Consider the following 26,715-nt stretch of genomic DNA (forward strand, 5'->3'; position numbering starts at 1 on the left):
CTATTGCCCTGCTCAGCGACGAGGTGCTCTATCCCGAGGCGATAGACTTCATGCGCCAGTTGCTGGAAGAGGAAGACTGTAAGCCTTTGTCCAGTAGCCAAATCAACGACCTGCATTCCATCTCACTAGCCCACAACTACCAGGCGCTGCGTGATTTCATCACCCATCAGGCCGAACGTAACTGGCCTGCCAGTAAAAGGAATATTGAAATCTTCTATCAAAATCTAAAGAAATATATGGATAATATGCAAAAGAAGCGCCTGAAAACTGAGTTCCATCTGCTTGATGACCAGGGAGGGATACAGGCAATGCGCGCCCAGACTGAGGAGCTGATGGCTCAGTTGATGGCTGAATTCATTCAGCATCTGGTGGCAGAAAACAGCCGCCAGGAGGCGCGCCGCAAGCAACAAGAGGAGCAGGCTAACAAGAATCTTGCCAGGGGAGAGCGATCATGGCAATGAATCATCAGCTCTATGCCAAAGACCCCGTGCGGCGGCTGCGCCTGCGCAACCGCTATCTCTTCAAGGGACGCCTGGTCATGGAGACAGCGCTCCACATCGGCGGTGGCAGGCTTACCCTCAGCAGCAGCAGAAGCCCGATTGTCCTGACGCCCGAAAACATCCCTTTCATTCCGGGTTCAAGCTTCAAAGGGGCATTGCGCAGCACTGTAGAGAAACTGGTGGCCGCTCTCGCGGATCTTCCTCAGCCGCGCTTGCGTACCTGCGGCCTCATTGAGAGGCAACAAGAAGAGCTAGAAGAGATCCAGAGAGGGGGAGGAAGTCTTGATAGCATCTGCCCGACGGCACGCCAGCGCACCATAGCTGAGGAAAGGCGCCAGCGGGGCGAGCTGGACCTTCTGCCTATTCTAGAGCAGCTTTGTCATACATGCCGTCTCTTTGGCTCACCGTTCTCCGCCTCACGAGTCAACGTCAACGACCTCTACATTCCCGAGGAGGAATGGAGCGGCATCATTCAGCTGCGCGACGGCGTCGCCATCGAACGCGACAGCGAGCGCGCCAAGGAAGGCCTCAAATACGACTACGAGGTCGTGCCGGCCAGCACTGCCTTTGACCTGGAGATCACTCTAGAGAACGCCAGCAGAGAAGATCTCTGGCTACTCAGTCTGGGACTCAGCGAGTTTGTCAACGGCTTCGGAGCAATCGGCGGCATGCGTTCGCGCGGCCTGGGGGCCTGCCGCCTGCGCGACCTGCGTGTCTACATTCTGGAGCTGGAGGAGGAAGAGACAACCGATGGCGGGCACAGGGAGCTGAGTCCCGAGGAGCGTGCCCGGCGTCTGCAGCGTTACCTGCTTGGGCACAGTCCCGAAGAGAAATTTAACCGCGTCGAAGACGGTGAGAGCTTCCTGGCGCAGCAGATTGAACTGCTGTTTAACGCCAGGTAACAAACGAGACGGGAGGTTGTCACCGATGCTCAAACAACTCCTCAATGAGGCCCGCTTGCGCCTGCGTATCACCACCACCGGGCCACTGCTCGTGAGATCTGGTCTGCCTACTGTCAGCGGGCCGGATATGACGCCAGTGCTGACCTTCCGCAACGGACGTCAGGAGCCGTTCCTGCCCGGCAGTTCGCTCAAAGGGGTCTTTCGCAGCCACGTAGAGAAGATTGTCGCCAGCCTGAGACCGCGGGTGGTTTGCTACCCCTTCGCTGGCAGTGAGGAGCAGGAGGCCGATCTTGAGGAGCGCCGCCGCACCTATCGTGATTCCTGCGGCGAAAGCTTCAATCGTGAGGTCAGGCACAATGAGACTCTCCGCCGCCATCTCGAAGCCCGTACAGATGAAGTCTATGCGCGTTCCTGCCCGGTTTGTCGCCTCTTCGGTTCAACCTGGTTTATTGGGCGCCTGACCATCACCGATGCCTATCTTGTTTCGGCCCCTATCCGCGAGCAGCGCGATGGTGTGGGCATTGATCGCCTGACCGGCGGCGCTGCCCACGGAGTCAAATTTGAGCTAGAGGCCATCAGTGAAGGGGTCGCCTTCGAATGCGCGATTCATCTGCGGAACTTCGAGATCTGGCAGCTTGGCATGCTCTTTGTGGTCCTGCAAGACCTGGAGGATGGCCTGATTCGCATTGGCTCAGGGCGCTCGCGTGGCCTGGGCTGGGTCAAAGGGGCCATCAGTCAGGAAGAGCACGAGGGCTGGCCCGGCGGCTTTGTCACGGCTACCATTCGCGGCAGCGATGCGCGCGAGCCGATCGACGAGCTGTGGGGACTGGGGCGCTGGCTGAATGAGCAGCCTGCTGCCAGGGAGACGAACTTAGGTCGTTACGGGACCTGGTATGACGATCTGGTCAAGCTGCCTGCTGGCATTGAACGACGCCCGCGCGGCATTCGCCACCTGCGCGTCTTCACCAATGAGGCCCTGGCGCAACTCCGCGAGGAGGCCATTGGGCACTTCATTCGTCGCATCCAGGAATGGCCAGATGAGTCAGCAGTGCGGGCTGCCTTGGCAGCAGGAGGACGCGTATGAGCGAAACAGCATCTCCTGCATGTGACGCGCAGTCTGGTGAGGTTGTTGCCAGCGCATCTGTGACGCGCGCTGTCCTCGAACAGCTTGTGAAGCCTTTTCCTTCAGAGGCCTTCTTTCTTGGCGAACATTTGCCCGGCACGGTCGTGGATGATAATCGGCAAATGCGGCGCCTTTTGGTGCGCTTTGCCCGGCTGAGCGAGGTGCAACAGATGGCGGGGGACCCTCTGCCGTGGACTGCTTATACCTGGGGACGTGTCTTCTGCGAAGAAGGAGAATTGCGCTGGGATGGCAGCGAAGGAGAGCTACGCGTAGTCTATCTAGGACAGGCGCACTTGTTGGCCGAGCCTTTGCAGGCAAGCTCACGTCCGATAGCGGGTCTCAAGCGCTATCCTACTACCTACTATCTCTTTGGAGAGCGCCCCCGTGATGTGAAGCCCCAAGAGGTAGATGTGGCCCCTGAAGAGCAGCGGCGTCTCTTTCTGACCACGCGCATCCCGCGGCCTCTACTCTATCCTGCCGAGCTGTTGCCGACAGAACGGGTAACCCTGAAAAGCTACTACTACCAGAATCCTGCGGACGGAACAACCCTCTACTTCCGCTTTGCCGGTCTAGAGGCCGAGTCGTTGCCCACAAAGACGAGAGGAGGGCGGTCATGAACCCGTATGATTTTGCGCGCATTGATTGGGACCGTCCCCCGGAGCGGCGTAAGCCCGTCTGGCATCATCGCCTCTTCGGCGCTGGTCTCCCACGGCTCTACAGCGGCAGATTGGAGCTGCGCTTGACGGCGCGCACCCCCATTTTTATCCCGGCCTACTCGCTGGCGGCTGCTGGCAAAGCGATCAGAGATCCGCGTAAGCCAGAGCCTTTCCTCCAGGATGGAGCTGGCCACTATATCATTCCCGGCACCTCGCTCAAGGGCCTGCTGCGCAGCCTGGTTGAAACCCTGGGCAACGGCTGCCTGACGCTCTTCGATGGCAACTATGAGCAGGAGAAAACAGGCGAGCGGCGCTTTAAGGCAATGTATAAGGATAAGGTGAAGCCTACGTTCTTGCACTGTGAGAACGATACCGGCCTGTGCATCTCCTGCCGCATCTTTGGCTCGCTTAAGGAGGGCAAACGAAGCGTCTTTATGGGGAAGGTCAATATCGGGGATGCTCACGCCGATCCCGAAACGGTTGTTCTCTATGAGCCAATGTATACCAAGCCCCTGGTTGAGCCGAAGCCGCATCATCGCGCCTTCTATCTCGATGAGCAAGAGCGCTACATCGCCGGGCGTAAGTTCTACTTCCACCATGATCCCAGTAAGGAACCGTTACGGGAGGGCGGCTATGTCTACTTCACGCGCGCGCAGCCGGCCAACCGCTATATTCACCCGCTGGACTACGACACCGTCTTTTACGCCCGCCTCGACTTTACCAATCTGGAGCGTGATGAGCTGGGTGCGCTGCTGTTGGCCATTGTGCTGGAAGAGGGCATGTGTCACAAGATCGGCTACGCCAAGCCGCTGGGCCTTGGCTCGATCGCCCTGGAGCCGCTGCGTCTGGAGCTGATCGACTATGCGCGGCGCTACAGCCTGACCTCCCGTGGTCAGGCTGGCAGAGAGCAACTGGAGGGTGAGGCTCTGTCTCAGTTTATCGGCGAGCTGGTAGGGGAGTTCAAGCGCGAGCACTTACAGCGGCTGGCAATGGAGGATCTGCGTCGTATCTGGCGCTGGCCGCCTGATCCCGATGTCGAATACTACTATCCTGACAAAGCTGGGTGGTTCGATCTGCCCGAGAACGCCCGCAAGCGTATCGCTGAGACGCGCGACTCTGCGTAGAAGGGAGACCTCTTCATGGGAACGAATCAGTCAAAAACCTTTGAAATCCTTTGTTTGTATGCCAATGATAGTAAGAGAGGCTTTGATGATTTAAAGAAACATTTTAGTAATTTTGGAGAGATAGGGGATATTCAAAATATCTCACCGGGTAAGCCAGTGAAGGAGGAGCGGATCAGGCTGATCAATCAGGCGCGGCTGGTGATTCTGCTGATCAGCCCTGAACTCTCGGATTCGCTGAGAGAAGAGGCCAGCATGGCCTTAGAGCAGGCGAGAAGCGGAAAGATTGAAATTATTCCTATCTTGTACAAGACCGTAGCTCTTGAAGGCACTGATCTGGATGGACTGCAGCGCTTGCCGCGCGATGGAAAGGCTCTCACTCAGCACGAGGGGGATGATCGCAATAGGGCATGGAAAGAAATTGCTGAGGAGATTCAGAAGATCTGGCGAGGCCTCGTAGCCTCCCTCGACGCAGGCTCTGGAGCAGAGAAGAAGGAGAAGACGACGATGAAGGCAGGCCAATCCGAAGCTCATCAGTCTCAGCAGCAAGAGCAGGACCCCACCAGGCCGGCCACTGTTTTCATCAGCTCTGCTGCCGACGCTGGCAAAAACCGCGAACAGCTAGAGCTCATGCTGCGCCTGCGCGGCCTCAAGCTCTGGCACCGCGACAGCGAGGATCTGCCCTTTCTCGGCATACGCGAGAAGGCGGCAGAGCGGGCGGTTGGCACGCTGGCCGACGCCTACTTGCTCTACCTCACACCCGAGGCCCTCAAGCGGCCTCAGCTCTGGCGGCCCGAGGCGCACGCCGCCCTGCAGCGCCAGCAAAGCGAGCCGGAATTTCCGATAGTTTTAGTCCTCCAGGGGGTCAGCCGGAAGAGAGCGCAGAATGCCTTGGAAAAGGTCGGTCTCGGGAAGCTGATCAGTTTTATTGGCGGCGAGCTTGAGCCGGAAGAGAGCGATCAGCAGGCAGTAGACGGCAAGCTGCGTTTGCTGGCTCGCGCGATCTTGCGCCAGGCATTTCACCAGCGCCAGCATCGTGCGAGGGCTGGAACCGACTATATGCCCTTCATTGGCATCACCCATTTCCAGGACCGCGAATCTGCCAGACGCCTTGACTTGGAACTCGACTGGTACGACTTTTTCCAGGGCAAGAGCAAGTTGCCAAATGAGCAAGAATGGAATAGATGGCTCTGGCCGGCCTTAGCGGATCTCAAGGCACTGCTGAGCAAGCATACTACAGCACGTACTCTTTACTTGGCTCTTAAAGCCATTATTCCGGTTGGCTTTGCTATTGGACTTATGTTCAAAGAGCCAACTGGCTTCAAGCTCGCTATCAAAAACAGTGGCCCTGCTAGCGCAGAAGCTGTAGAAGAAAAATATTGGCATACGATGCTTTCTGATAGTGATTCACAGCAGTTGAGGCTTATTGATAGCTATAATCCTGGGGGAGATCCTTCTACAGCAGTTGTTGAGATTGCTATTAGTCCTCCCTTCAGTCCGCAGGTAATAACAAGTTATCTGGACCTGCATGGTATTAGCTACGGCTATCGCCAAAGATATGAGATTCGTACAGATAAGAAGTCGATTGATGAGCAGGAAGCTCAGAGCATGATGTACGAGATACGCAAAGGCTTACGCCTGCTGCCGCATAGATTTGGACCGGCGGGAGAACACATCAAACATATTCACCTATTTGCCGCTGTGCCAATAGCACTGGCTGTCATGATAGGATATCAGCTCAACACTTTGGTACCCATTACCGTCTACGAATATCGAGCGCCGCAGGGATATCTACCTGCTTGTGTTCTGGACAACAGCCGCAGCTCTACCTGAAAGGAAACATATAATGCACGCGTACTGTGGCTCGCTTTCTCGCCCGCCGCGAAGTCTTTGCATGACTAACGTCAAGCGGGCGAGAAAGGAGAATAGCCTATGTAGGCCAGAAGTGTCTGAGCATTAGCGGCGTGAACGGCTATGGCGGCGGCGGCGACGGCGAGCCACAGCAGCCTTACGCTTGCGACGGTCGCTACGGCTCTCATAGTGCTTGCGGCGACGCACCTCAGCCAGGATGCCAGCATTCAGGACCTTACGATTAAAGCGCTTGAGGGCAACCTCGAAGGACTCATCGGGGTTCAGGCGGACTTCACTCATGACAGCCCGCCTTACCAACGCGCGCGGCGGCCCTGGCCGCGCCCGTACGACTCCTGGGGACGATAACAATCGCTGCAATAGACGGGGCGATCATCACGAGGCAGGAAAGGTACACGGGCCTCGTTGCCACAACTGGCGCAGGTCACCGTGTACATCTGGCGCTCCTCGCGCCCATAGCCACGCCCACGGCGCCCACCGCTCGCCTTACGAGCCGCCCGGCAGCTAGGGCAGCGGCTGGGCGTATTGGTCAAACCACGGCTGGCAAAAAACTCTTGCTCTCCAACAGTAAAAGTGAATTCCTGACCGCAATCGCGACAGATCAGGATCTGGTCCTGTCCAGGATTAATCATCTAGATAGTCTCCTTACGTGCATTTCTCCGCCCGTACGTGGTAGAGAAGTGCCATGCAATGCAAAGGGGCTCGCCTGGAGCGCATTACGCTGATCTGCATAGCGCCAGACGGCGAAAAGGCCATAGGTGCGGAAACGTGCGACCTGAGCCTGGAACTGGGAGGCAGCGTCGGCGCGGAACCGCTGAGAGCGAACAGCTCGCCAAAAAAAGCCGCCGCCCACAAACATGGGCAGCGGCTTTAACAGTTTCGCTTCCATGTGCCATATGCAGCATACCACACCTGCCGTCCCCCGTCAAGTCTAGCAGAGCAAGCCCCCAGCCCGTCTATCTCTCGCTCTACCAGTTCCCGCCAGCCAGCCACCACAGTCGACGAAGACAAGCGCTCCAAGCCAGGGGGAGGCCTTCACCTTCCATTGCCGTATCTCTTCGCGTCTCTCGCTTGCAGCCATCTGTCTGCCTGCGGTATGCTGACAATAGCTTGCCTCCGGTTTACAGAGCCTGCTAATGGGTAGCAGGAAGCTGATCCGGCGAAAACAGCGATGCCTGCCCGTCTCTGCGCGTGAGCAAACTATCAAGCAGGAAAGTGGAGTAAACAACAATACTAGCTGGATAAGCCAAAGCGCCACTCTTGATGGAAAGGAGTGCGGCCTCATGGGCGAACACGTCACCTTGGCCCCCGTTGACAGCCTCGATATCACCATCCTGGTTGACAACAGCGTCGACGTTCTCCTACCTGGCAATGAGATGGTTCAGCGTGCTCCGCTGGCCATCGACTGGACCGAGCGCGAGCAGCTCATTGCTGAGCACGGCTATGCCCTGCTGCTCACAGTCGTACGCAATGGGCAGCGCGCTTCTCTGCTCTACGACGCCGGACTTGGGCGTAACACGCTCCTCCACAATATGGATGTCCTGGAAGTTCGCCCCAGCGAACTGCGGGCCATTGTGCTCTCACACGGCCATGCCGACCATCACGGAGGACTAGAAGGCATCGTTCGCCGCCTCGGCAAACGCGGTCTGCCTCTCCTCCTCCATCCCGATGCCTGGCGCTATCGGCGCATCGTCTTCCCAACCGGCACCGAAATTCACATGCCTCCGCCAAGTCACACCGACCTTGATCGCGAAGGCGTCACGATCATCGAAGAACGCGGCCCCTCACTGCTCCTCGACGGAACCGTGCTGGTTACGGGCCAGGTTGAACGCGTCACCGATTTTGAAAAAGGTTTTCCTCTGCAACAAGCGCGCACAGACCACGGCTGGGAACCCGACATCTGGGTTTGGGATGATCAAGCAGTCGTCTGTCACCTCAAGAATCGCGGCCTGGTAGTGCTCTCTAGCTGTAGCCATGCGGGGGTCATCAACATCCTACAGCATGCTCGCCGGCTCACCGGCATTGAGGCTATCTATGCCTTTGTCGGAGGCCTCCACCTGAGCGGAGCCGTCTTCGAGCCGATCATTCCGCGCACCATTGCCGAACTGCAAACAATTGGCCCCAGTATCATCGTCCCCGGCCATTGCACCGGCTGGCGCGCCACTCATGAACTGGCGCGTGCTTTGCCCGCGGCCTACATCCAGACCAGTGTTGGCACCACACTGCATCTAACCTGATCTCGCTATTGTCGCGCCTCCGCTCCACCGGCTCTGTGCCTCCTTGCTGAACGGGGCATGATCCTCACCCTGCCTACGGAGGAATGTACAGCCGAGCCAGTGCCTGGCACTCAGGTTGCTTCTGGGGCTAGCCTTGCTTGCGGTCCTGCTCTGGAGCCTGCTGATTGCTCCCAAAGCTCGCCGCTGTTTGCCAGGCCCTGCCGGCTGCTGCTCTTCAGCGCGGCCACGCTAACCCAGGGGGCTTAATCAGCAGATCTACCTGCTGCCTGCTACCCAACACGCTGGCAATCCCCTCCCTCCTTCGCCGCCTGGCTCTCTCCTTCCGAGACCAGAACATGGCCTGCCGGCCTGACAGAAAGCAGAGACACCTTTTGCCTGTCCCAGTCGTACCTGTCACAGGACAGGCTGCTGATGGCTCTTTTCCCCCTGCGCTCAGAATCGTGCCACTCCTGTGAGCACTGATGAGGTGGACTGTGATCGCCGTGTGAGTTGTAGTGGCTATGCTCGGGAGAGAGCGCTACTATCCAACCACGCTCTTGACGGCCGCCGATCGCCGCTAACTGTCATCGCGGGCGAGAAAGCAGCAGCAAAAAGATAGGCTAGTTAATGATAGAAAGAGAAAATTCTGCAGTTGTCGTCGCTTACTGAAGCACCCAACAGAGGAGGGAAACATGTCGACTGCCGCCGGTGTGCGCACACTCAGCCAGCAGCAGCTAGAATTGATGCATAAGTACTGGTGTGCTGCCAACTACCTGACTGTGGGGCAGATCTATCTCCAGGACAATCCCCTGCTCAGAGAGCCGCTGCGACCCGAACATATCAAACCGCGGCTGCTGGGACACTGGGGAACCTCACCGGGCCTCAATCTTATCTACGTTCATCTCAATCGGCTCATTAAAGACTACGACATCGATATGATCTTCCTGGCAGGGCCGGGACATGGTGGCCCCGCTGTGATTGCGAACGTCTACCTTGAGGGCACCTACTCAGAGATCTACCCAGAGGTCAGCCAGAACGAACAAGGACTGCGCCGTCTCTTCCGTCAATTCTCGACTCCGGGAGGCGTACCTAGTCATGTCGGCGTTCCGATCCCCGGCTCCATTCATGAGGGGGGCGAGCTGGGCTATGTCCTGGCCCATGCCTTCGGCGCCGCCTTCGACAATCCCGAGCTAATTGTCGCCGCCGTCGTCGGTGATGGAGAGGCTGAGACCGGCCCCCTCGAAGGCTCCTGGAAAAGCATCAAATTCCTCAATCCCGTTCGTGACGGGGCTGTCCTTCCCATTCTCCACCTCAATGAGTATAAAATCTCGGGACCGACGGTCCTGGGGCGCACCAGCGACGAGCAGATCGAACAACTCTTTAGCGGTCACGGCTACCACGTCTACTTTGTCGAAGGCCACGAGCCGCTTGCTGTCCATCGCGCTCTTGCAGAGACCCTTGACCGCTGCTATCACGAGATCCGCGCCCATCAGCGGCAGGCGCGAACTCAGGGCTTCAGCGGTATCCCACGCTGGCCGCTGATCGTTCTCAGAACCCCCAAAGGCTGGACAGGCCCCAAAGAAGTCGACGGCCTCCCCATCGAAGGCACCTTTCGCGCTCATCAAGTCCCCCTGGAAGGGGTAAGAACCAATCCTGCCCATCTCAAGCTGCTTGAGGACTGGATGCGCAGCTATCACCCCGAGGAGCTGTTTGATGAGCAAGGACGCCTGCGCTCCGAGCTGGCGGCTCTGGCTCCCCAGGGTGAGCGACGCATGGGGGCCAATCCCCACGCCAATGGCGGTAAGCTGCTAGTCGATCTACGCCTGCCAGATTTTCGCTCCTACGCCGTTGAAGTCATCAAGCCAGCCACCAGCTACTACAGTAACACTCGTCCACTCGGTGCCTTGCTGCGCGACATCTTCAAAGAAAATGCAGAGCAGCGCAACTTTCGCTACTTCTGTCCCGATGAAACCAACTCTAATCGTCTCGGCGACATCTTTGCGGCCCAGAACCGCACCTTTTTGGAGCGCATCACCCCCATCGATGACCATCTTTCGCCGGATGGGCGCGTTATGGAGGTGCTCAGCGAGCATCTCTGCGAAGGCTGGTTAGAAGGCTACCTTCTGACTGGCAGGCATGGCCTGTTTGCCACCTACGAGGCCTTTGCCATGATCGCCGACTCCATGATCATCCAATACTCCAAATGGCTCGAAGGCGCACGTACCCTCCCCTGGCGGGCCCCAGTGGCTTCGCTCAACCTCCTCTTGACCTCAACCTGCTGGCGCAACGACCATAACGGCTTCTCCCATCAAGGCCCGGGCCTCATCGATACCATGCTCTCGCGCCGCGGCAGCATTGCGCGCATCTACCTGCCACCCGATGCCAACTGTCTGCTCTCGGTGGCCGATCACTGCCTGCGCAGCCGCGACTACATCAATCTGATCGTCGTCGACAAGCAGCCGCATCTGCAATATCTCAGCATGGCCGAAGCCATCGAACACTGCCGACGCGGCCTCTCGATCTGGTCCTGGGCTGGCAACGAAGAGGATGGCGAGCCAGACGTTGTGCTTGCCTGCGCTGGCGATGTCATGACGATGGAGACCGTGGCCGCTGCCTGGTGGCTGCGCCGGCGGCTCCCTCAAATCAAAGTGCGCGTCGTCAATATCGTCGATCTAATGACCCTCTATCCCCCCGAGCTGCATCCGCATGGCATTGACCGGGCGACCTTCATCGCTCACTTTACCGAAGAGAAGCCCGTCATCTTCGCTTTCCACGGCTATCAACGCGCCGTTCACCAGCTTGTGCACGGGCGCCCTAATCCGGCCCGCTTCCACGTCCGGGGCTACAACGAGCAGGGGACGACAACCACCCCCTTTGATATGGTTGTCCTCAACGAGGTCAGCCGCTACCATCTCTGCCTGCTGGCAATGGAGCACGTGCCGCGCCTGCGCCACCTGACAGCACCCCTGGTACGCGAATGTGAAGAGCTGCTTCGTCAGCACCATGCCTATATCCGCGAGCATCTAGAGGATATGCCCGAGGTTCGTGACTGGACCTGGCGCGATTAATACTCACACAACAGGAGTGGCGCAAGGAAGCCAAACCAGTAAGGTGGCCTTCCTCGCTCGCGCCACCCCTGTGCACCCAGAACGTAGATCCTCAAAGAAGCCGACTCAGGCGAAGGCCTGGCCGCTCTCCCTCGCGCTCAGAGACCTGCCTGCTGCGCGGCTGCCAGCGGGCTGGCGCTGCCGTTCCGCTGCTGGCGCCGCAGCACATGCTCAACGAGGTTCATCGGGCAGAACGGCCCACACATGGAGCAGGCCCGTGTCTTAGAAGCCCGCTCGGCGAAAATACGCCGCGCCTCCTCGGGATACAGCGCCAATTGGAATTGAGTATCCCAGTCGAGGCGATAGCGAGCCTCAGACATCTGACGGTTGCGCGCCAGCGCCTGGGGATGCCCGCGGGCCACATCGGCGGCGTGGGCGGCGATCTTAAAGGCTACCACGCCCTCGTAGACCTGACGCGGATTGGGCAGTCCCAGATGCTCCGCCGGCGTCAAATAGCAGAGCATATCGGCGCCGTGCATTCCTGCCAGCGCCCCGCCGATCGCACCAGCGATATGGTCGAAGCCGGCAGCAGTATCGACGGGCAGCATGCCCAGGATGTAGAAAGGCGCGCCGCGACAAAGCTTCTTCTGAAGCTGAACGTTAGTCTGTACCTCGCTGAGAGGCACATGGCCCGGGCCCTCGACCATCACCTGCACGCCGGCCCGTCGGGCCCGCTCGACCAGCTCTCCCAAAATGATCAACTCGCCCACCTGAGCCCCATCAAGATCATCTGCGAGCGACCCAGGCCGCAGACCATCCCCCAGGCTTAAGGTCATATCATACTGACGGGCGATCTCCAACAACCGATCAAAGTGCTCGTAGAGCGGGTTCTCAGCCCCATTCTCCAGCATCCAGGCAGCGAGCAGGCCTCCACCGCGCGAAACAATCCCCGTCACACGCGAAGCTTGCCGATAATGCTCCAGTGTCTGGCGAGTCACGCCGCAGTGCACAGTAATAAAATCGACGCCGGCTTTCCCGTGCTGTTCGATCGTCTCGAACAGCTCATCAGCGCTCATCTTGAGAAAAGAACCCTTCTCGCGCACTGCCCGAAACTCTGCCTCGTAGATGGGCACCGTACCCAGGGGGACCGCACAGGACTCCAGCAACGTTTGACGAATAGCGGGGATGTCGCCACCGGTCGAGAGGTCCATCACAGCATCGGCGCCGGCCTGCTGTGCCAAGGCAAGCTTTTGGCGCTCCTCTTCTAGATTGACATAGTCATACGAAGTACCAAGGTTGGCGTTGACCTTGACCAGGAGACCTTGACCGATAGCAGTGAAATGGGAGAGCGTACGATGGTTGGGGTTGGCGGGAATGACGGCCCGACCAGTAGCTACCTTTTCGCGGATCTCTTCAGCGGGGAGACCTTCGACTTGGGCCACGTAGGCCATCGCCTCAGTAATCCGGCCCTGACGGGCCTGCTCAAGCTGGGTTGGCACTGTTCCACCTCCGGTCATTGTCAAGAACTGACCTGAAGGGGAACCGGCAGCGGGTTGGGCAGCCAGACGGACCCTTCCCTCCGCCGGTATTACCCGGGTCAGGTTCGAGGGGTCGGCCCCGCTCATAGGGGCCCTCTCAGCCCGGTTGCCCGAGCTCCCCCAGGTCCAATCAGAAGCGCTCAGTCTTCTCCTGAGAGAATCATACCATATCGAGCCTGCCGATAAGTCGCCATTGAGGGCCAGCAGCCCGCGTCTCTGGCCGCTTGAGCACACCCTCTAAAAGAGCCAGAAGCAAGGCATAAGCGTCCACGGATGCCTCAGACCGCCATAGCCCAGGAGGAACAAGCGTAGTCAAATGAACAAACAGAGCTGCCCAAGCCTGGCTGTCCCCGGCGTCTGCCATGCTCCAACAGTCCTTAGAGAGGAACAACTCAGGCCGCTAACCAACCGCCATCAACAGGAAGGATAGCCCCATTGATATAGCTCGCTTCTTTCGAGGCCAGAAAAGCAATGGCTGCGGCAATCTCATCAGGAGAGGCCACCCGTGAAGGCGCGCTGGCGCGGATAAAAGCCCCTACCCGCTCTAGACCGGACTGGTGCGGAACGCCCTGTCCCAGGCCGATGGCCGTAGCCACGGCTCCCGGGCAAACAGCATTGCAGCGGATACCGCGCTCACCGTAGTGGAAAGCGATGCTGCGGGTCAGACCGATCAGGCCGTGCTTGGAGACCGTATACGGAGTGCCAGCGGCCCCGCCGCGCAGGCCAGCCTCCGAAGCCGTATTGACGATCGTACCTCCACCCTGCTCTAGAAAAATTGGAATGGCCCGGCGGCAAGCTAAAAAAGGCCCGTAGAGGTTGACCGCTAGCACCCGCTCCCACAACTCTAGGGGGACTTCAGCCGCGGGCGTCATCAGATCCATAATGCCCGCATTGTTGCAGAGGATATCAAGCCGTCCATACGTCGAAGTGGCCGTTGTCAGCATGGCCTCGACCCCGCTCTCTGAGGCCACATCAGCACGGCAAGCACAGATGCTGGCTCCCTGGCCCTGCAGCTCTGTTACCAAGGCCTGCAGCGGCTCCTCCACGATGTCGACAGCTACGACGGCTGCACCCTCATTGGTGAGGCGCTGCACCAGCGCGCGACCGATGCCCGACGCGGCTCCTGTCACTACGGCGACCTGTTGCTCAAAGCGCTTCATCTCTTGCTTACTCCTTCTCTGCTAAACTAAGGACGTCGTCAGAAGAAGAGACAGACTGTGAAACTCGGAGTTGTTCCTCCCTGCTCGTCGGTCAATCCAAGCGGCGCTTGACTGCTGGAGCTGCGCCGTCAGAGCACGGGCGGGCCAGTTGTCAGCGCCGCTTGCTGGCATTATAATGTCACTAACTGACAAAAGTCAATGAGTGGACGAAAAGAGCCAATGAGAGACGCAACCATTTCTGAGCAGAGCCAGGCCACGCGGCCCGGCCTGCGCGAGCGCAAGAAACGCCTTTTGCAGGAAGCCATCGAGCAGGCTGCCCTTACCCTCTTCCGTCAGCGCGGCTACGAACAGACCGCGATTCAGGACATCGCCGAAGCCGTCATGATCTCGCCGCGTACCTTCTTCCGCTACTTTCCCTCCAAGGAAGAAGTGCTACTAGGGCCGACACGTGCTGTCATGCAGGCTGGACTTGCCTACCTGCGCGCACTGCCTGTAGCCCAGGCCAGGGAGGCGCGCGCAGCTCTACAGGGCGCCCTCCTCCACATTGCCGATCTGTATCAACAGCAGCGTCGCAGCTTTCTGCTCCGCTACCAAATTGCCAGACAGGTTCCCTCGGTGGCAGCGTTCTATCTGTATGCTCTCCTGGAAGCCGAGACAGCCTTCTGTGATCTGCTGCAAGAGCGCGGGGGAGAGACTCTCGACCGTGCTCAGCTACGTCTGCTCGTAGCGACACATATCGCTACTCTGCGCGTTACCCTGGAGCAATGGCTTGATGGAGGGGCGCAAGCGGATCTGCAGACGCTACTCAAAAGCCACCTGAAAATGTTGGAGTGAGCAACTGCAAGCTTGCCGCATGCGGCATAAGCGCGCATGGCCTTACCCTGTTGTGCCAGGTGCTGGCGGGGGGAGCTATGCCGTGAGGGAGCCAGGAGCCTAGCTTGCCAGGCTCTTTCTCTCGAAGAGAAAAAAGCAAGCAGGCTGCCATACTTGAAAAGGCTCGTTCAGCCATCTCAAGTATGGCAGCCTGAAAGAGGTGCCGAAGGTGGGATTCGAACCCACACGCCCTCAAGAGGCACAACGCCCTGAACGTTGCGTGTCTACCAATTTCACCACTTCGGCCTGTGTGCTGCGAGTGGCCCGGTGCTCATCTACCTGAGCGATAGGGCTTTCGGTTCCGTGACCCTATATTACTCCAACTTCTAGTCGCTGTCAAGGGGTTTTACCAGCGACTTCCAGGGTTTCTTTCCTGCTCGGCCTCTTCTCTGGCCCGCGAGCCAACATGCTATAATGAGACCAAAGCAGGCGGCCACCGAGCCGCAGGAATGAGCGCGATCCCTGATGGGCGCGCCTGGTGATGAGCAGCGGCTAGTCTATTGGAACACGAGAGCAGCAGCTCAGCTCTGCAGAAGAGGCGAAAAGCGACATATGGGAAGTGAGCCGCGGCCAGTACGGGCCGCCATCGACATTGGCAGCAACACGATTCACCTGGTAGTTGCGCGCTGTTGGCCTGATCATCTAGACATTCTCGCTGACGAGCTTGATCTGACCCGCCTCGGCGAAAGTGTCAACGTCAGTGGCGCCATCTCAGAAGAGAAAACACAGCAAGCCCTGCTGGTCATTGCCCACTATGTGGCGCTGGCCAGGCGCCTTGGGGCAGAAACGATTCTCCTGATTGCCACCGAAGCCATTCGCCGCGCCAGCAATCGGGAGAACTTTCTCCAGCGCATTGAGCAGCAAACAAGCTTACCTGTGGCCCTCATTAGCGGTGAAGCGGAAGCTGTTCTGACCTTCTATGGCGCGACTTACGAGCTATATAGCGGCGGTCATGCCCCGCTTGATCTCGGGGTTGTTGATCTTGGAGGAGGGAGCACTGAGCTAGTCACTGCCCATGACGGGCAGATCACCTGGCGCATCTCACTACCCATTGGCTCGGGCTGGTTACTGGATCGCTACCTGCCCTCTGATCCACCGACCCATCAAGAGCGGGCCGGCGCACGCGCCTTCCTGCAGGATTATTTGCGCAATCTGGCCATCCCTTTCTATCCACCTGTGCTGGTTGCCACCGGGGGAAGCGCAAATTCTCTCTGGTTGCTTGCTGAACGCGCCTTCGGCTTAACGGCGGCCCAGACTCAGCGTTCCCTGAGCGCTGACGAGCTGGCCCAATGTGAAGGGCTACTTGCGGCCCTATCAGCCAGCGAAATCGCCGAGCGCTATGGGCAGCCCTATAAACGGGCGCGCATTCTCCCTGCTGGGGTCCTGATCCTGAGAGCCGTACTGGCGCGTCTAGGGCTGGACCAGCTATTGATCAGTCCCCACGGCATTCGTGAAGGAGCCTTGTTAGCCTATGAGCGCCATGGTCCGGCCTGGTTGAGCGAGATAGAGAAACAAGGTACTATCGGCAACCAGGGTCAGGCGCGGCGAGCTGATGAGCAGACTCAGGGAGAGAGCTTCCTTGCCTATGGGCGTCGTCTACTCACCGAGCGCCTCGAAAAGATGCTCTCCTGGCGTCGTCTGCTGCTGAAAGAGCCGGATGAAGAGGCTATTCATAAGATGCGAGTAGCCTCTAGACGCCTGCGGGCCGCTCTCGATGCCTACCGTGGCTATTTGGAACCGTCGGCTTTCAAGAAGCTCTATCGCCGGATCAAAAAAACCGCCGCTCTTCTCGGCGCCGTACGTGACAGCGATGTGATGCTCCTGGGCCTGCGCGCCCTATTAAGCGACGCCAACGCCGACGAGCGTCCGGCTCTTCTGTGGCTGCTGGCCGTGCTCGAAGAGCAGCGCAGCCAGCAAATCTCGGTTCTGGAGGAGCATCTCCGTGAGCTTGACGCCGAAACGCTGCGTTCGCAGCTAGCAGCCTGCTTTGTTGTAGAAGAGGAGTGTTAAAGGGATGGCCAAAGCCCAACCTGTCAAAGATCTCGATCCCTGTGCGCCTGCTACGCGCAATGCCCGCTTGATTGCCCTACAGCGCTTAGAGGAACTCTATCACTGGAGCCAGGCGGCGACTGATCCGCAGGACACCGCCAGTCAGCACCATCTGCGTATTGCCGTCAAGCGACTCCGCTACACGCTGGAGCTGTTCCAGGCGGTGCTGCCGGAGGCGTGCCAGGCGGTTCTAGCCGAGCTGGAGCAGCTCCAGGAAGAGCTGGGGAGGCTTCACGATCATGATGTACTGGTGACCTTGATCGAAGCCGCCCTGACCGAGCATGACACACCCTCCGAGGCTGCAGAGGCTCTGCTCCCTCGATCCTTGCTGGAAGCCTTCCAGAGCCCTCCCTCTCCTCTGCAGGCGGGCCTGCGCCAGCTATTGAGGCGCCTCCGCAGAGAGCGCGATGCCCATTTCCAGGCCTTCCGTCAACACTGGCAAACCCTTGAAGCCCGCAGCTTGCGACAAGAGCTGCAAGCCCTCCTGCGAGACTGAGGCCAGGCGCGCTCTACGTCAGCCGGCTCTATACATCGCAGCTCAGCAGTCTTCGTCAATCTGGTGTACAATAAGAACAGGTAAAGGGACAGTAAACGCCAGGTTAAAACTATGCTATCAGGCATGGTATGGTTAAAGAGCGTGGCGTATAAAGGTGGGTATACCGAATGCATACCATAGAGGACCAATTAGAGTGGTGGCAGCTTCCTCAGCCCACACCCGAGGAGCTGCATCTCAGCGGAGGATTACAGGTAGAAGACTGGCCCCATGCCCGGCATGTGGCTCGTCTCTCCACACAGCTCTTTGTCGCCACTGAGCCATTACACCATCTTGATGCTCAAGCCCAACGTCTACTAGAGCGTGCGGCCCTCTTACACAATACAGGCATGCTCGTGGAGGCGCGACGCCATCACAAACACTCCTTCCGCCTGATCAAGGAGACGCCACTCCCTGACTTTTCGGACGAGGAGCGCCATGAGATTGCCTGTATTGCACGCTACCATCGGCGCGCCTTGCCCAGCCTTGCGCACGAAGAATACGCGAGCATGAGCCGTACAGCGCGCAGGCGCGTCTCCATGCTCGCGGCCCTTCTGCGTATAGCCGATGCCCTCGACTACAACCATGATGCTCGCGTCCTGCGTCTAGCCAGCATTCCCGAGGAATGCACCCGCGAGCGCTGGACCATCCAGCTTTGGACCCGGCCCCTGGCTGATCTCGACGAAGAACTTGACCAGGCGCATGAGAAAGCTGACCTCTTCGAGAAGGTCTTTAAGCGTAAGTTGCGTTTTCAGATCACGGCGGCTGAGTAGAGCAGGGAAAGGAACAGCGCTGGCTGGCTGGTTGGACGGCTGGCTGCGCCTCTGGCTTCTTTCTTTCCCCGTCAGCCCTGGCTGGGCTGATGCTTCACCCATGCCTTCCTAACGGATCGCTTCACACCAGTTGGTGCAGCACGATGGCGGCGCCGCAGGTAAAGCTCGGGTGAATCCAGAGAGCGGGCTGAGGCTCTGTCTGGAAGGTGCAGGTGACCCCCTGTTGGTCAAGATAGCGCCGGGCGGCTTCCAGATCAGCCACTTCCAAGGTCATCCGACAGAGATTCTCCCCCACAGTCTGGAGGTAGCGGGTCAAGCTGCCCGGCTCAGGCAAAAACTCGCCTGGGCTAAGAAGGGCATCCTCAGCGCTGGCCAGCGGCAAGGGAGCTGCCAGCTCAAAGCTCTGAAAACCATTCCCCAGAGGAAAAGCGGTCAGAAGGGCCTCCCAGTGATCGGCCTCGCCGGTATAAGGAGGTGAAGCCTCCAGCCCATAGATATGGCTGAAGCGTCGCCGGCCCTCTTCCAAATCGGCCACCGCGATAGTCACACTGGAGACGCGCACTGCTCCCAGAGGATGGGCCGGCGGCTGCCGCCAGCCGGCCAGGCGGAAACGGCGTTCTGCGCCACTGCTGTCGTGCTGGATCAAAAAAGGATAATGCTGGGCCAGGTCGGGACGCTCAATATCGGCGCGCAACCACGAACGAGAGCGACCATCGGCGGCCCGCAGCTCGCCATGTGCGGGCCCCAACACGGGCACCCCACGCGCACGCATCCGCTGGCAATCCTCTTCAATGGCATCAGAAGCCAGAGCAAAATTCCAATAACCTTCTCCTTTGGCAAGGCGCTCCAGCATGCTGGGCTGGGCCTCATCCGGGGCCACTACCGTAATCAGCTCCAGGTAAGTATCGCCGATCACAATAATGCGATTAGCTGTCCCACCGACAGGGTGCCGTCCGCCGCCTGAGACCGTCAAACCCAGCCGTTCAGTAAAGAGTAGACTGGCGCTCTCCAGATCCTTGACGCCGATAATGACATGATCGAGACCCGTGAGCATAACTTCTCGCTTTTCTACTTTCTACTCGCCCCAAAACTCTACTTCGCAGAGCAGCGTCGATCTGACCGCTCTGGCGGCCAGGCAGACCACAACGGATCAAGTCTACCTGGCCGCGTTCAAGCGAGTAGCCTTGCTAGCCGCGCGTCGTGGTCAGCTCGCGTTCGCGCGCCCGGCGAGCGCTCGTCGCGGGAGGAGGGCCGCCACCGAAGCGCTCCTTCAGCCAGCTCAGGCCAAGCTCGCCTTTCTCCCAGATCACCAGGAGCATACTTGCATTAAAGATCGACGAATACGTACCGCTGAAGATACCCAGCAGCAGCGTCCCTGTAAAAGGCCGGATCGAGACGCCACCGAAGAGCGTCAGCGCAGCCAGCGTAAAGAGCACCGTCAGCGACGTGTTGAGCGAGCGAGCCATTGTCTGCACCAGACTGGCGTTCACTACCTCCTCGAACGTCTCCACCGTGCGCCGCTGCATGTTCTCACGGATGCGGTCGAAAACGACGATCGTATCATGCACTGAGAAGCCGATCACCGTCAGCAAAGCAGTGATAAAAAGCGCGTCGACCTGGAAACCGATGGTCCAGCCCAGGATCGAAGAGATGCCCACGACCACCAGTACGTCATGCACCAGAGCGATGACAGCGCAGACGCCATAGCGCCAGGGACGTGGCACCTTGCGGAAAGAGAACCAGATATAGAGCAAAATCAAGATCGAGGCGGCGATCACAGCCAGCACAGCATTGCGCTGCGTATCGGCGGCCACTGAGCCTTGAACGGTGGCGGTCTGCAGCAACTGGACGTAGGTATTGCCCTGATTGATAAAGGCGCTTTCGATAGCCGCCTGCATATTGGCATCCAGCGGCGTCACCGTCAAGATGTTGATCGTCTGGGTTGTCGTGCCCTGACGGACCTCCATAACCTTGACCGGAATATTGGCAGGATTGCTGCTAGAGCCACTAGAGGGGGTGGCCGTCGCAGTAGCCGTCGCAGTCGCTGTGGCCGTGGCCGTCGCGGTCGCTGTGGCCGTTGGGGTGGGGGTGACCTTCTTGGCCTGGGCCGTGGCTGTGGCCTGGGCTGCAGCCGTAGCCGTCGCCTGAGCGTTAGCCGTTGGGGTAGGCGTGCGCGCGACCGAAGGACCCGAGGTCGGTGTAGGCGTCGCGGAAGAGACTGCGCTAGAAGAGCTTGACTTCGTCGTATCGGTCGTATTGGGCAGCTTGCTCAGCGCCTTGCTGATGTCTTCGACCTTGGGAGTCACGCCTTTGGGGAAATTGGTCACAGTCACAATCGTGACCTTCTTGCCCTTATAGGTCAGATCATCGAAGGTGATCCCCAGGCTCGTGCTCTTGTAGAGCGTCTGCAGATCCTTTTTAATGGTGTTCTGGACCGTGCTATCGACAGTCGTATTCAGGCGCACCCAGACAGTGCCCTTACCAGCCAGCGTCTGATCGCTGCCAAGCTGAACCTGCACATCTTTGAGCGGGAAGGGCTTGAGCAGATTACGGACAGTGGTGATGCTAAGCTGCTTTTCGGGGCGCAGGCTGAGAGAGGACCCACCGGCGAAGTCAATGCCGACGTTCAGTCCCTTGAAGATCAGAGAAAGCACCCCAGGCACGATCACCAGCAGCGAAAGCCCCAGGAAGAGATAACGCTTTTCAACGAGCCTGAACACAGCAGCCTCCTCTTACAGCGAGCTACGTCGCCCCGCGGTTGCCGCTGCGATCGAGCCAGCAGGCAGACCAAAGAGGGCGGGATGGTTGATGACTCCTGTCGGTACCAGCACGTTCAGGAAGGTGCGCGTGACCACGATCGCCGTGAACATGCTGATCAGCACGCCCAGGATAAGCGTTGTGGCGAAACCGCTGATGATCGTTGCCCCGAAGGTATTACCGAAGAAGAAAAGCACCAGACAGGTGATAATTGTGGAGAAGTTAGAATCACGGATCGAAGGCCAGGCACGTTTCCAGCCAACGTCGATGGCCGCGGCCAGCAAGCGACCGGCGCGTAACTCCTCCTTAACACGCTCAAAGATCAAGACATTGGCGTCCACTGCCATGCCGATCGACAGAATGAAACCAGCAATCCCGGCCAGCGTCAGAGTGACCCCGATCACCTTGAAGACAGCGAAAGTCAGGCCGGCGTAGAGTGCCAGAGCCAAATCGGCCAGCAAGCCGGGCAGGCGGTAATAGAGCAGCATGAAGAGCACGACCATCCCGAGGCCAATAGCGCCGGCGATCAGGCTCTTCTGAATTGAGTCCGTACCCAGGGTGGGGCCGACAGTCTGGAGGCTAGCGATTTTGAGGGCGATAGGCAAAGCCCCGTAACGCAGAACCGTGGCGATAGACTGAGCCTCTTGGAGAGTAAAGCGACCAGTGATGACGCCCGGGCCGTTAATGGCGCTCTGAATAACCGCCGACTGAATAACCTTGCGATCGAGGGTAACGGTCAGGTAGTCGCCGATATGCTGCTGGGTAAACTGGCCAAATTTAGCGACGGCATCCCCCTTCATCGCAAAGTTAATCTGTAGCTGGCCGGACGAATCCGTGCTTACCCCGATCTGACTGGGGTCGAGGTCCTTGCCAGTGAACCAGGGCTTACCGCCAGGGTTGGTACTGGTATATTGGCTGGGATCAAAGGTGCTGTTCTCGGAGAGAGGCGTTGAACCAGTGTCCCAGAATTCGAGATTGCCCGCCTGGAGCAAGGTCTGCAGGGCCTGGGTCTGATTACCAGTATTAAAGCCCGGCAGCTCAACTGAGATGCTATATTGGTTACCGTTCTGTTGCACGCGAATGCTCGGCTCCGAGACCCCCAGTCCGCCATTCACGCGCTGCTCGATGAGGTTGCGGGCGGCCTGAATGGTCTCATCGGTCACCTGCTCGTTGGGGTTAGAAGGCACCAGTAAGGCGCGTACGCCTCCCTGCAGATCCAGTCCCAGGTTGACCTTGAAATCATGGTTAATTCCCAGGATGTGAATGCCCGGCGTGTTAGGCCAGTCAATATAGGCCGCGCAGGCCGCCAGGATAACAATCAGCAGGAGGAGTAGGGCTGTTCCTCTACGCATAGCGTCTACGTTCTCCTCGCTCTCTGCCTGGCTTTCTCCCCAGCTCGCTCGCGCAGACGCTGGCTCTCCCTGCCGCCCTGCCTGCGCTGCGAAGGCCATAGGAGAGAAAACTCAGGGAAAGAGATGATATTGGGTTGGTTTGATCAGCGACAGCCAGAACTCGCAGGTGCCGGCCCCCTTGCTCTTGAACCGAACCGCTGATGAGCACAGGCGGTCGCTGTTGTTCGATTCTTTACAGTCGCTCGCTCTTTCCTCTGTCAAGGTCCTACGATGAGTTCCTGTGCAGTATAGCATAGTTGATGATGCTTGCCTATCCCGGACTCGCGGGCCGACAGATGGCCGCATCCCTACCTGCTCTCTCCTCCCTCCTTCGCCAGGAAGCTTGCTTATCCGCTTGGGCTGTTGTAGGGTAGGGAGGGCAGAACCTCCATCAGGGTCATGAAGCCCCCTTGACAGATTAGATAGCAGTATGTTATAAATTCGAAAGCTATAACAATAAGCTATAGCCAGCATGATGGGCAAGAGATTGACGCCGGGCTAGCAGACAGCTACCCTCTCCCCTGGAGAGAGCCGTCATATGCCTCATAGGGGAGGGGAAAGTGACAGAGTAAGTAAATAGGCGATCGCTGTTGCAGGTCGCCGAGAGAAGGAGAAATCATCGCTATGGAAGAAGAGAAGAGCGCAGGTCAATCCGAGAGCCATGCTGTAGCCGCAGAGGTAGGACAAGGAGGGCGTCCGGCGCTTGGGGCCACGATTCTGCAGGTTGAAGAAGTGACGCGCAGCCTGCCGCTTGGCCATGAGCGCATTGAGATTCTGCGTGGCATCAGCTTCAGTGTGCGGCAAGGGGAATTTATCGCCATCGTTGGACCATCGGGGTCGGGCAAGAGCACCTTACTGGGGATCATTGCGGGACTCGACAATCCGACGAGCGGGCGAGTCATCATTGATGGCATCGATGTCACGCGCATGAGCGAAGGCAAGCTTGCTGCTGTGCGCAATCAGAAAATCGGCATGGTCTTTCAAGCCTTTAACCTGATCCCCACACTCACGGCTCAAGAGAACGTTGAGATCCCCCTTTATGTTGGCAAGCACAAAGGCTCGCCTGCCGCCAGGGCCCGTGAGCTGCTAGAGCTGGTCGGCCTCTCTCATCGCCTCAAGCATCGACCAACACAGCTCTCGGGGGGCGAACAGCAGCGCGTCGCCATTGCGCGTGCGCTGGCGGCGGACCCTCCGATTATTATCGCCGATGAGCCGACCGGCAATCTGGATGCCGCCAACGGTGAAAAGCTGCTGCAGCTGATCGCTTACCTGCGCCATACCACAGGGAAAACCTTTATTATTGCGACCCATGACGCCACGGTAGCCAGCCATGCTGATCGGGCCATTCGCATCGTCGATGGGCGCATCGCGGCCATCGAGGTGCTGCGGGGGGAGGCTATTCACTCATGAAGGCCTCACTGTACTTTAAATATGCCTGGCGCTCTCTTCTTAGGGGCGGTCAGCGCAGTGTGCTGGCAGTATTGTGTATAGCTGTCGGCGTGCTGGCCATCGTTTCGCTGGAGCTGGTTGGCCAGATGATCAATCTCGCTTTCACCAGCAATGTCCGGGAGGCCAACGGCGGCGACATTGATGTCTCGACCTACGTTCACCCGTTCAATAGCACTGATCTGGCCTTCTTTGAGCGCCTCAAGAAGCAAGGCGAGATCAACGCCTACACCCCGGTGATCACAGTGCGCGCTTCGACGCGGCTCTCAGCGAGTTTGGGAGATGCCTTCCAGGTCATTGTGATTGACCCGCAGACCTTCCCTGTGGTGCCCTCTCCGGCCTTTCTCCAGCCAACGGATGGCAGTTTCGCGCGCCTGGTCCAGAGCCAGCAGGTCGTCGTAACCAGGAACTTTGCTGATCAATATCACTACAAGGTCGGGGATAGCCTGACTATCTATACCAGCTCTAGCAGCTCTACAGGGCGCTCCTTCCATGTGACCATTGCCGGCATTATCGCCAATGAAGGCTTGACCGCGATGGTTGGTAGTAGCGTCTATCTGTCTGCAGCGACTTATCAGGCCGCCGCTCCTGACATGCCGTTGCTTTACGATCATATCTATATATCCACAAATAACGATCAAGCGCGCACTGATCGTGTCGCCAGGGCTATTCAGGATCAATTCTACTATGCCACGGCGCAGACTGCGGCTGATGCTTTAAAGGCTGATCAGCAGCAAGTAGAATTTATCCGCAAGTTTTTGGAGATTGCTGGCCTGCTGGCGCTCCTGATTGGGGGAGTAGGCATTGTGCACACGATGCAAGTGCTGCTTTTGCGGCGGCGCACAGAGATCGCCATGCTCAAGACTGCGGGCTATCGACGGCGCGATCTCTACCTGCTCTTCGGGCTAGAGGCTGGCTTGCTCGGCTGCATTGGGGGCATCATTGGTTCAGCCATTGGCCTTGGTGTAAGTCTGCTGGTGCGCAGCCTGATCATGCGGCTCTTTCTGTTGAGTTTGCCTGTCAGCTTTGATCCGCTCATCCTTGGAGGAGGGGTACTCATTGGCTTAGGGACAGCCCTCATCTTTGGGCTGCTGCCGATTGTTCAGGCGGCCAACATTCGCCCGCTCAGTGTCATTCGTGATCTCCCGGAGGGCTTTCGTCCAGGGAGCTATGCCCTCACAGCGGGCCTGCTCTTCTTGCTCTCGGTACTGTTCTGCGGCATGGCCATTGTGGTGCTCAACAACGATGTGGTTCTTGGCATCGGCGTCGTCTATGGGACCTTCATCTTTCTTGGGCTCCTCAGTCTCTTCTTTGTCCTGGCTGTCATCATCATCAGCTTGCTGCCGGTGCCGGAGCGGCTCAACGCAGGTTTCCTGGCTCTGATCCTGGTAGCCCTTGTCATTTCCGCGCTGATCACCTTTGTGCTGCCCGTCTTCGGCTCGCTGCTCCTCCTGGCGACGGCGGTCGGGCTAGTGACAGTCTTCCTGCCCACTGCCTGGAAGGCCAATATCAAGATGGCCCTGCGCAATATCGGGCGCCAGCGAGTACGCACGACCACCACTATGCTGGCCTTGTTCGTCGGCATCTTCACGATCGGTCTGATCCTGATTCTAGGGCAGGACCTGCGCGACGCCATCAATACTTCGTTGGCACGCGTCGTATCGTTCAATATCATTGCTGTCACCAATGATCAGCAGGCCAGCCAGCTAGAGGGAGCCTGGAGCAGCGTCCCTGGCCTCCAGGAGCGGCAGCGTCTGATTGTGGCCTCCTGCTTTCCGCTGACCATCGATGGGGTGCCGTTGAAGACGCTGCTCCAGCAGAATGGCAGCCCATCCCCAGGCAACTTCGAAACTCAGGCCGCTTACTTTTACCTGGGGAGTCTGCAGGGATACGATCTGGCACATGGGCAGATCCCTGCTCAAGGCATAACTATCGTGCAAGGGCGCAATCTCAGTGCGGCAGATGCCAATGGCGATAGCGTGCTCGTGCCCGACATTGCTCTGCAGTTCGAGGGACTGGAGGGCCATCTGCGGCTTGGCAGTAAGCTCACCCTGGCCAGCGAGGATGGCAAACTCGTCCGCACAGTGACAGTAGTAGGGATCTATCGCTTGCAGGGGATTACCTCGACTGGCGCTATGCTGGCGCCGCTGAGTCTAGTGCGTGCCTTGAGTCCTGGAGGTCAGGCCACCAACATCTACTACCTGAAGATCGATCCAGCCCAGGTGAATAAGGCGCTCGATCGCATGCAAGCCATTGCTGGGGCCATCTCTGTGACTAACCTGGCGAATCTGGGCGATTATGTAAACCAATTCCTGAGCTACATCATTCTGACTCTGAGCGCCATCGCTTCGCTCTCGCTCTTTGCCGGCATTGTCATCATTGCCAACGCCGTGGGCCTTGCCATGCTAGAGCGGCGGCGCGAGCTAGGGATTCTCAAGGCGGTGGGCTATACCAGTCGTTCGATCCTGAGCGAGGTGTTAATAGAAAACGGGGGAGTGGCTGGGGTTGGGGCCTTCCTGGCCATGCTGCTGGTCAGCCTGGCTCTCAGCTTATTGGGTCGCTTTGTCTTTAATATCAGCCTGGGGGCCAATGAACTCATTATTCTGGCGCTCATCGGGGGGGCGGCGGTCCTGGCAATGGTCGTAGCGGCCCTCGTAGCCTGGGGAGCGGTCCGTGTACGCCCGCTGGAGGTGCTGCGCTACGAGTAAGCGATCAAGGCGGACTGACGGTGCTGCCTTCGTCCGGTGAACACAGCACGCTGG

At 58.6% G+C, this 26,715-nt stretch carries 21 protein-coding genes, 1 tRNA gene, 1 pseudogene and 1 riboswitch; of the genes and pseudogenes, 15 read left to right on the plus strand and 8 right to left on the minus strand.

Annotated features, from left to right (window positions below):
- Positions 1-23 precede the first annotated feature (23 nt).
- The 7 genes and pseudogenes from AC6H1L_RS15020 (at position 24) to AC6H1L_RS15050 (ending at position 6,135) form a co-directional block, all read left to right on the plus strand.
- On the plus strand, positions 24-461 hold the full coding sequence (locus tag AC6H1L_RS15020) for a hypothetical protein (protein WP_497598301.1): 438 nt from the start codon (positions 24-26) through the stop codon (positions 459-461).
- On the plus strand, positions 452-1,402 hold the full coding sequence (csx7, locus tag AC6H1L_RS15025; RefSeq protein WP_497598302.1) for a type III CRISPR-associated RAMP protein Csx7: 951 nt from the start codon (positions 452-454) through the stop codon (positions 1,400-1,402). Before AC6H1L_RS15020 ends, csx7 (AC6H1L_RS15025) begins: the two co-directional genes overlap by 10 nt.
- A 25-nt stretch (positions 1,403-1,427) precedes the next feature.
- Positions 1,428-2,486 carry a type III CRISPR-associated RAMP protein Csx7 gene (gene csx7 / locus AC6H1L_RS15030; RefSeq protein ID WP_497598303.1) on the plus strand — a complete coding sequence of 353 codons (1,059 nt, stop codon included), beginning with the start codon at positions 1,428-1,430 and terminating at the stop codon, positions 2,484-2,486.
- A complete protein-coding gene (csx19, locus tag AC6H1L_RS15035) occupies positions 2,483-3,142 on the plus strand; it encodes a type III-D CRISPR-associated protein Csx19 (protein ID WP_497598304.1) in 660 nt (219 codons plus the stop codon). The genes csx7 (AC6H1L_RS15030) and csx19 overlap by 4 nt, the downstream gene beginning before the upstream one ends.
- Complete coding sequence (locus AC6H1L_RS15040; RefSeq protein ID WP_497598305.1) at positions 3,139-4,305, plus strand: RAMP superfamily CRISPR-associated protein; 1,167 nt, start codon at positions 3,139-3,141, stop codon at positions 4,303-4,305. The genes csx19 and AC6H1L_RS15040 overlap by 4 nt, the downstream gene beginning before the upstream one ends.
- A gap of 15 nt (positions 4,306-4,320) precedes the next feature.
- A pseudogene (locus AC6H1L_RS15045) lies at positions 4,321-4,680 on the plus strand (TIR domain-containing protein); the annotation flags it as partial.
- Between the two features lie 252 nt (positions 4,681-4,932).
- Positions 4,933-6,135, plus strand: coding sequence for an SAVED domain-containing protein (locus AC6H1L_RS15050; RefSeq protein ID WP_497601554.1), 1,203 nt, complete (start codon positions 4,933-4,935; stop codon positions 6,133-6,135).
- Positions 6,136-6,258: 123 nt separating this feature from the next.
- Here the strand turns inward: AC6H1L_RS15050 and rpsU are convergent, their stop codons facing one another.
- The gene (gene rpsU, locus AC6H1L_RS15055; protein ID WP_497598306.1) at positions 6,259-6,453 is read right to left on the minus strand and encodes a 30S ribosomal protein S21; all 195 of its coding nucleotides are present in this window, start codon (positions 6,451-6,453) and stop codon (positions 6,259-6,261) included.
- Between the two features lie 11 nt (positions 6,454-6,464).
- Complete coding sequence (locus AC6H1L_RS15060; protein WP_297161230.1) at positions 6,465-6,803, minus strand: zinc-ribbon domain containing protein; 339 nt, start codon at positions 6,801-6,803, stop codon at positions 6,465-6,467.
- A gap of 651 nt (positions 6,804-7,454) precedes the next feature.
- On the opposite strand from AC6H1L_RS15060, the gene AC6H1L_RS15065 reads away from it, so the two are divergent.
- Both AC6H1L_RS15065 and AC6H1L_RS15070 read left to right on the plus strand, forming a co-directional pair.
- Positions 7,455-8,408, plus strand: coding sequence for an MBL fold metallo-hydrolase (locus AC6H1L_RS15065; RefSeq protein ID WP_497598307.1), 954 nt, complete (start codon positions 7,455-7,457; stop codon positions 8,406-8,408).
- 671 nt (positions 8,409-9,079) lie between these two features.
- On the plus strand, positions 9,080-11,455 hold the full coding sequence (locus AC6H1L_RS15070) for a phosphoketolase family protein (RefSeq protein WP_497598308.1): 2,376 nt from the start codon (positions 9,080-9,082) through the stop codon (positions 11,453-11,455).
- Positions 11,456-11,592: 137 nt separating this feature from the next.
- Here AC6H1L_RS15070 and thiC read toward each other — a convergent pair whose 3' ends face one another.
- Positions 11,593-12,885, minus strand: coding sequence for a phosphomethylpyrimidine synthase ThiC (gene thiC / locus AC6H1L_RS15075; protein ID WP_497601555.1), 1,293 nt, complete (start codon positions 12,883-12,885; stop codon positions 11,593-11,595).
- 105 nt (positions 12,886-12,990) lie between these two features.
- A riboswitch (TPP riboswitch) is annotated at positions 12,991-13,104 on the minus strand.
- Positions 13,105-13,364: 260 nt separating this feature from the next.
- Positions 13,365-14,132, minus strand: coding sequence for an SDR family NAD(P)-dependent oxidoreductase (locus AC6H1L_RS15080; protein ID WP_497598309.1), 768 nt, complete (start codon positions 14,130-14,132; stop codon positions 13,365-13,367).
- A gap of 219 nt (positions 14,133-14,351) precedes the next feature.
- Between AC6H1L_RS15080 and AC6H1L_RS15085 the strand changes: the two genes are divergently transcribed.
- Entirely contained in the window at positions 14,352-14,966 is a 615-nt protein-coding gene (locus tag AC6H1L_RS15085) for a TetR family transcriptional regulator (RefSeq protein ID WP_497598310.1), read from the plus strand.
- A 200-nt stretch (positions 14,967-15,166) separates the two neighbouring features.
- Here AC6H1L_RS15085 and AC6H1L_RS15090 read toward each other — a convergent pair.
- A tRNA-Leu gene (locus AC6H1L_RS15090) sits at positions 15,167-15,251 on the minus strand.
- Positions 15,252-15,557: 306 nt separating this feature from the next.
- Here AC6H1L_RS15090 and AC6H1L_RS15095 point away from each other — a divergent pair.
- The 3 genes from AC6H1L_RS15095 (at position 15,558) to AC6H1L_RS15105 (ending at position 18,359) form a co-directional block, all read left to right on the plus strand.
- Positions 15,558-17,015: a Ppx/GppA phosphatase family protein gene (locus tag AC6H1L_RS15095; RefSeq protein WP_497598311.1), complete on the plus strand. Its 1,458-nt coding sequence runs from the start codon at positions 15,558-15,560 to the stop codon at positions 17,013-17,015.
- A 4-nt stretch (positions 17,016-17,019) separates the two neighbouring features.
- Complete coding sequence (locus tag AC6H1L_RS15100; RefSeq protein WP_497598312.1) at positions 17,020-17,550, plus strand: CHAD domain-containing protein; 531 nt, start codon at positions 17,020-17,022, stop codon at positions 17,548-17,550.
- A 167-nt stretch (positions 17,551-17,717) separates the two neighbouring features.
- Positions 17,718-18,359 (plus strand): hypothetical protein, encoded by a 642-nt coding sequence (locus tag AC6H1L_RS15105; protein WP_497598313.1) that lies wholly within the window; start codon positions 17,718-17,720, stop codon positions 18,357-18,359.
- A gap of 121 nt (positions 18,360-18,480) precedes the next feature.
- Here AC6H1L_RS15105 and AC6H1L_RS15110 read toward each other — a convergent pair whose 3' ends face one another.
- From AC6H1L_RS15110 to secD, 3 genes are all read right to left on the minus strand, one after another.
- The gene (locus AC6H1L_RS15110; protein ID WP_497598314.1) at positions 18,481-19,413 is read right to left on the minus strand and encodes a VOC family protein; all 933 of its coding nucleotides are present in this window, start codon (positions 19,411-19,413) and stop codon (positions 18,481-18,483) included.
- A 133-nt stretch (positions 19,414-19,546) separates the two neighbouring features.
- Positions 19,547-21,079: a protein translocase subunit SecF gene (gene secF / locus AC6H1L_RS15115; protein ID WP_497598315.1), complete on the minus strand. Its 1,533-nt coding sequence runs from the start codon at positions 21,077-21,079 to the stop codon at positions 19,547-19,549.
- Positions 21,080-21,091: 12 nt separating this feature from the next.
- On the minus strand, positions 21,092-22,468 hold the full coding sequence (secD, locus tag AC6H1L_RS15120) for a protein translocase subunit SecD (protein ID WP_297161207.1): 1,377 nt from the start codon (positions 22,466-22,468) through the stop codon (positions 21,092-21,094).
- A 663-nt stretch (positions 22,469-23,131) separates the two neighbouring features.
- On the opposite strand from secD, the gene AC6H1L_RS15125 reads away from it, so the two are divergent.
- Positions 23,132-23,917, plus strand: coding sequence for an ABC transporter ATP-binding protein (locus tag AC6H1L_RS15125; protein ID WP_497598316.1), 786 nt, complete (start codon positions 23,132-23,134; stop codon positions 23,915-23,917).
- Positions 23,914-26,661: an ABC transporter permease gene (locus AC6H1L_RS15130; RefSeq protein ID WP_497598317.1), complete on the plus strand. Its 2,748-nt coding sequence runs from the start codon at positions 23,914-23,916 to the stop codon at positions 26,659-26,661. The genes AC6H1L_RS15125 and AC6H1L_RS15130 overlap by 4 nt, the downstream gene beginning before the upstream one ends.
- The last annotated feature ends 54 nt before the right edge of the window (positions 26,662-26,715 follow it).

It is taken from the genome of Thermogemmatispora argillosa (assembly GCF_059696725.1).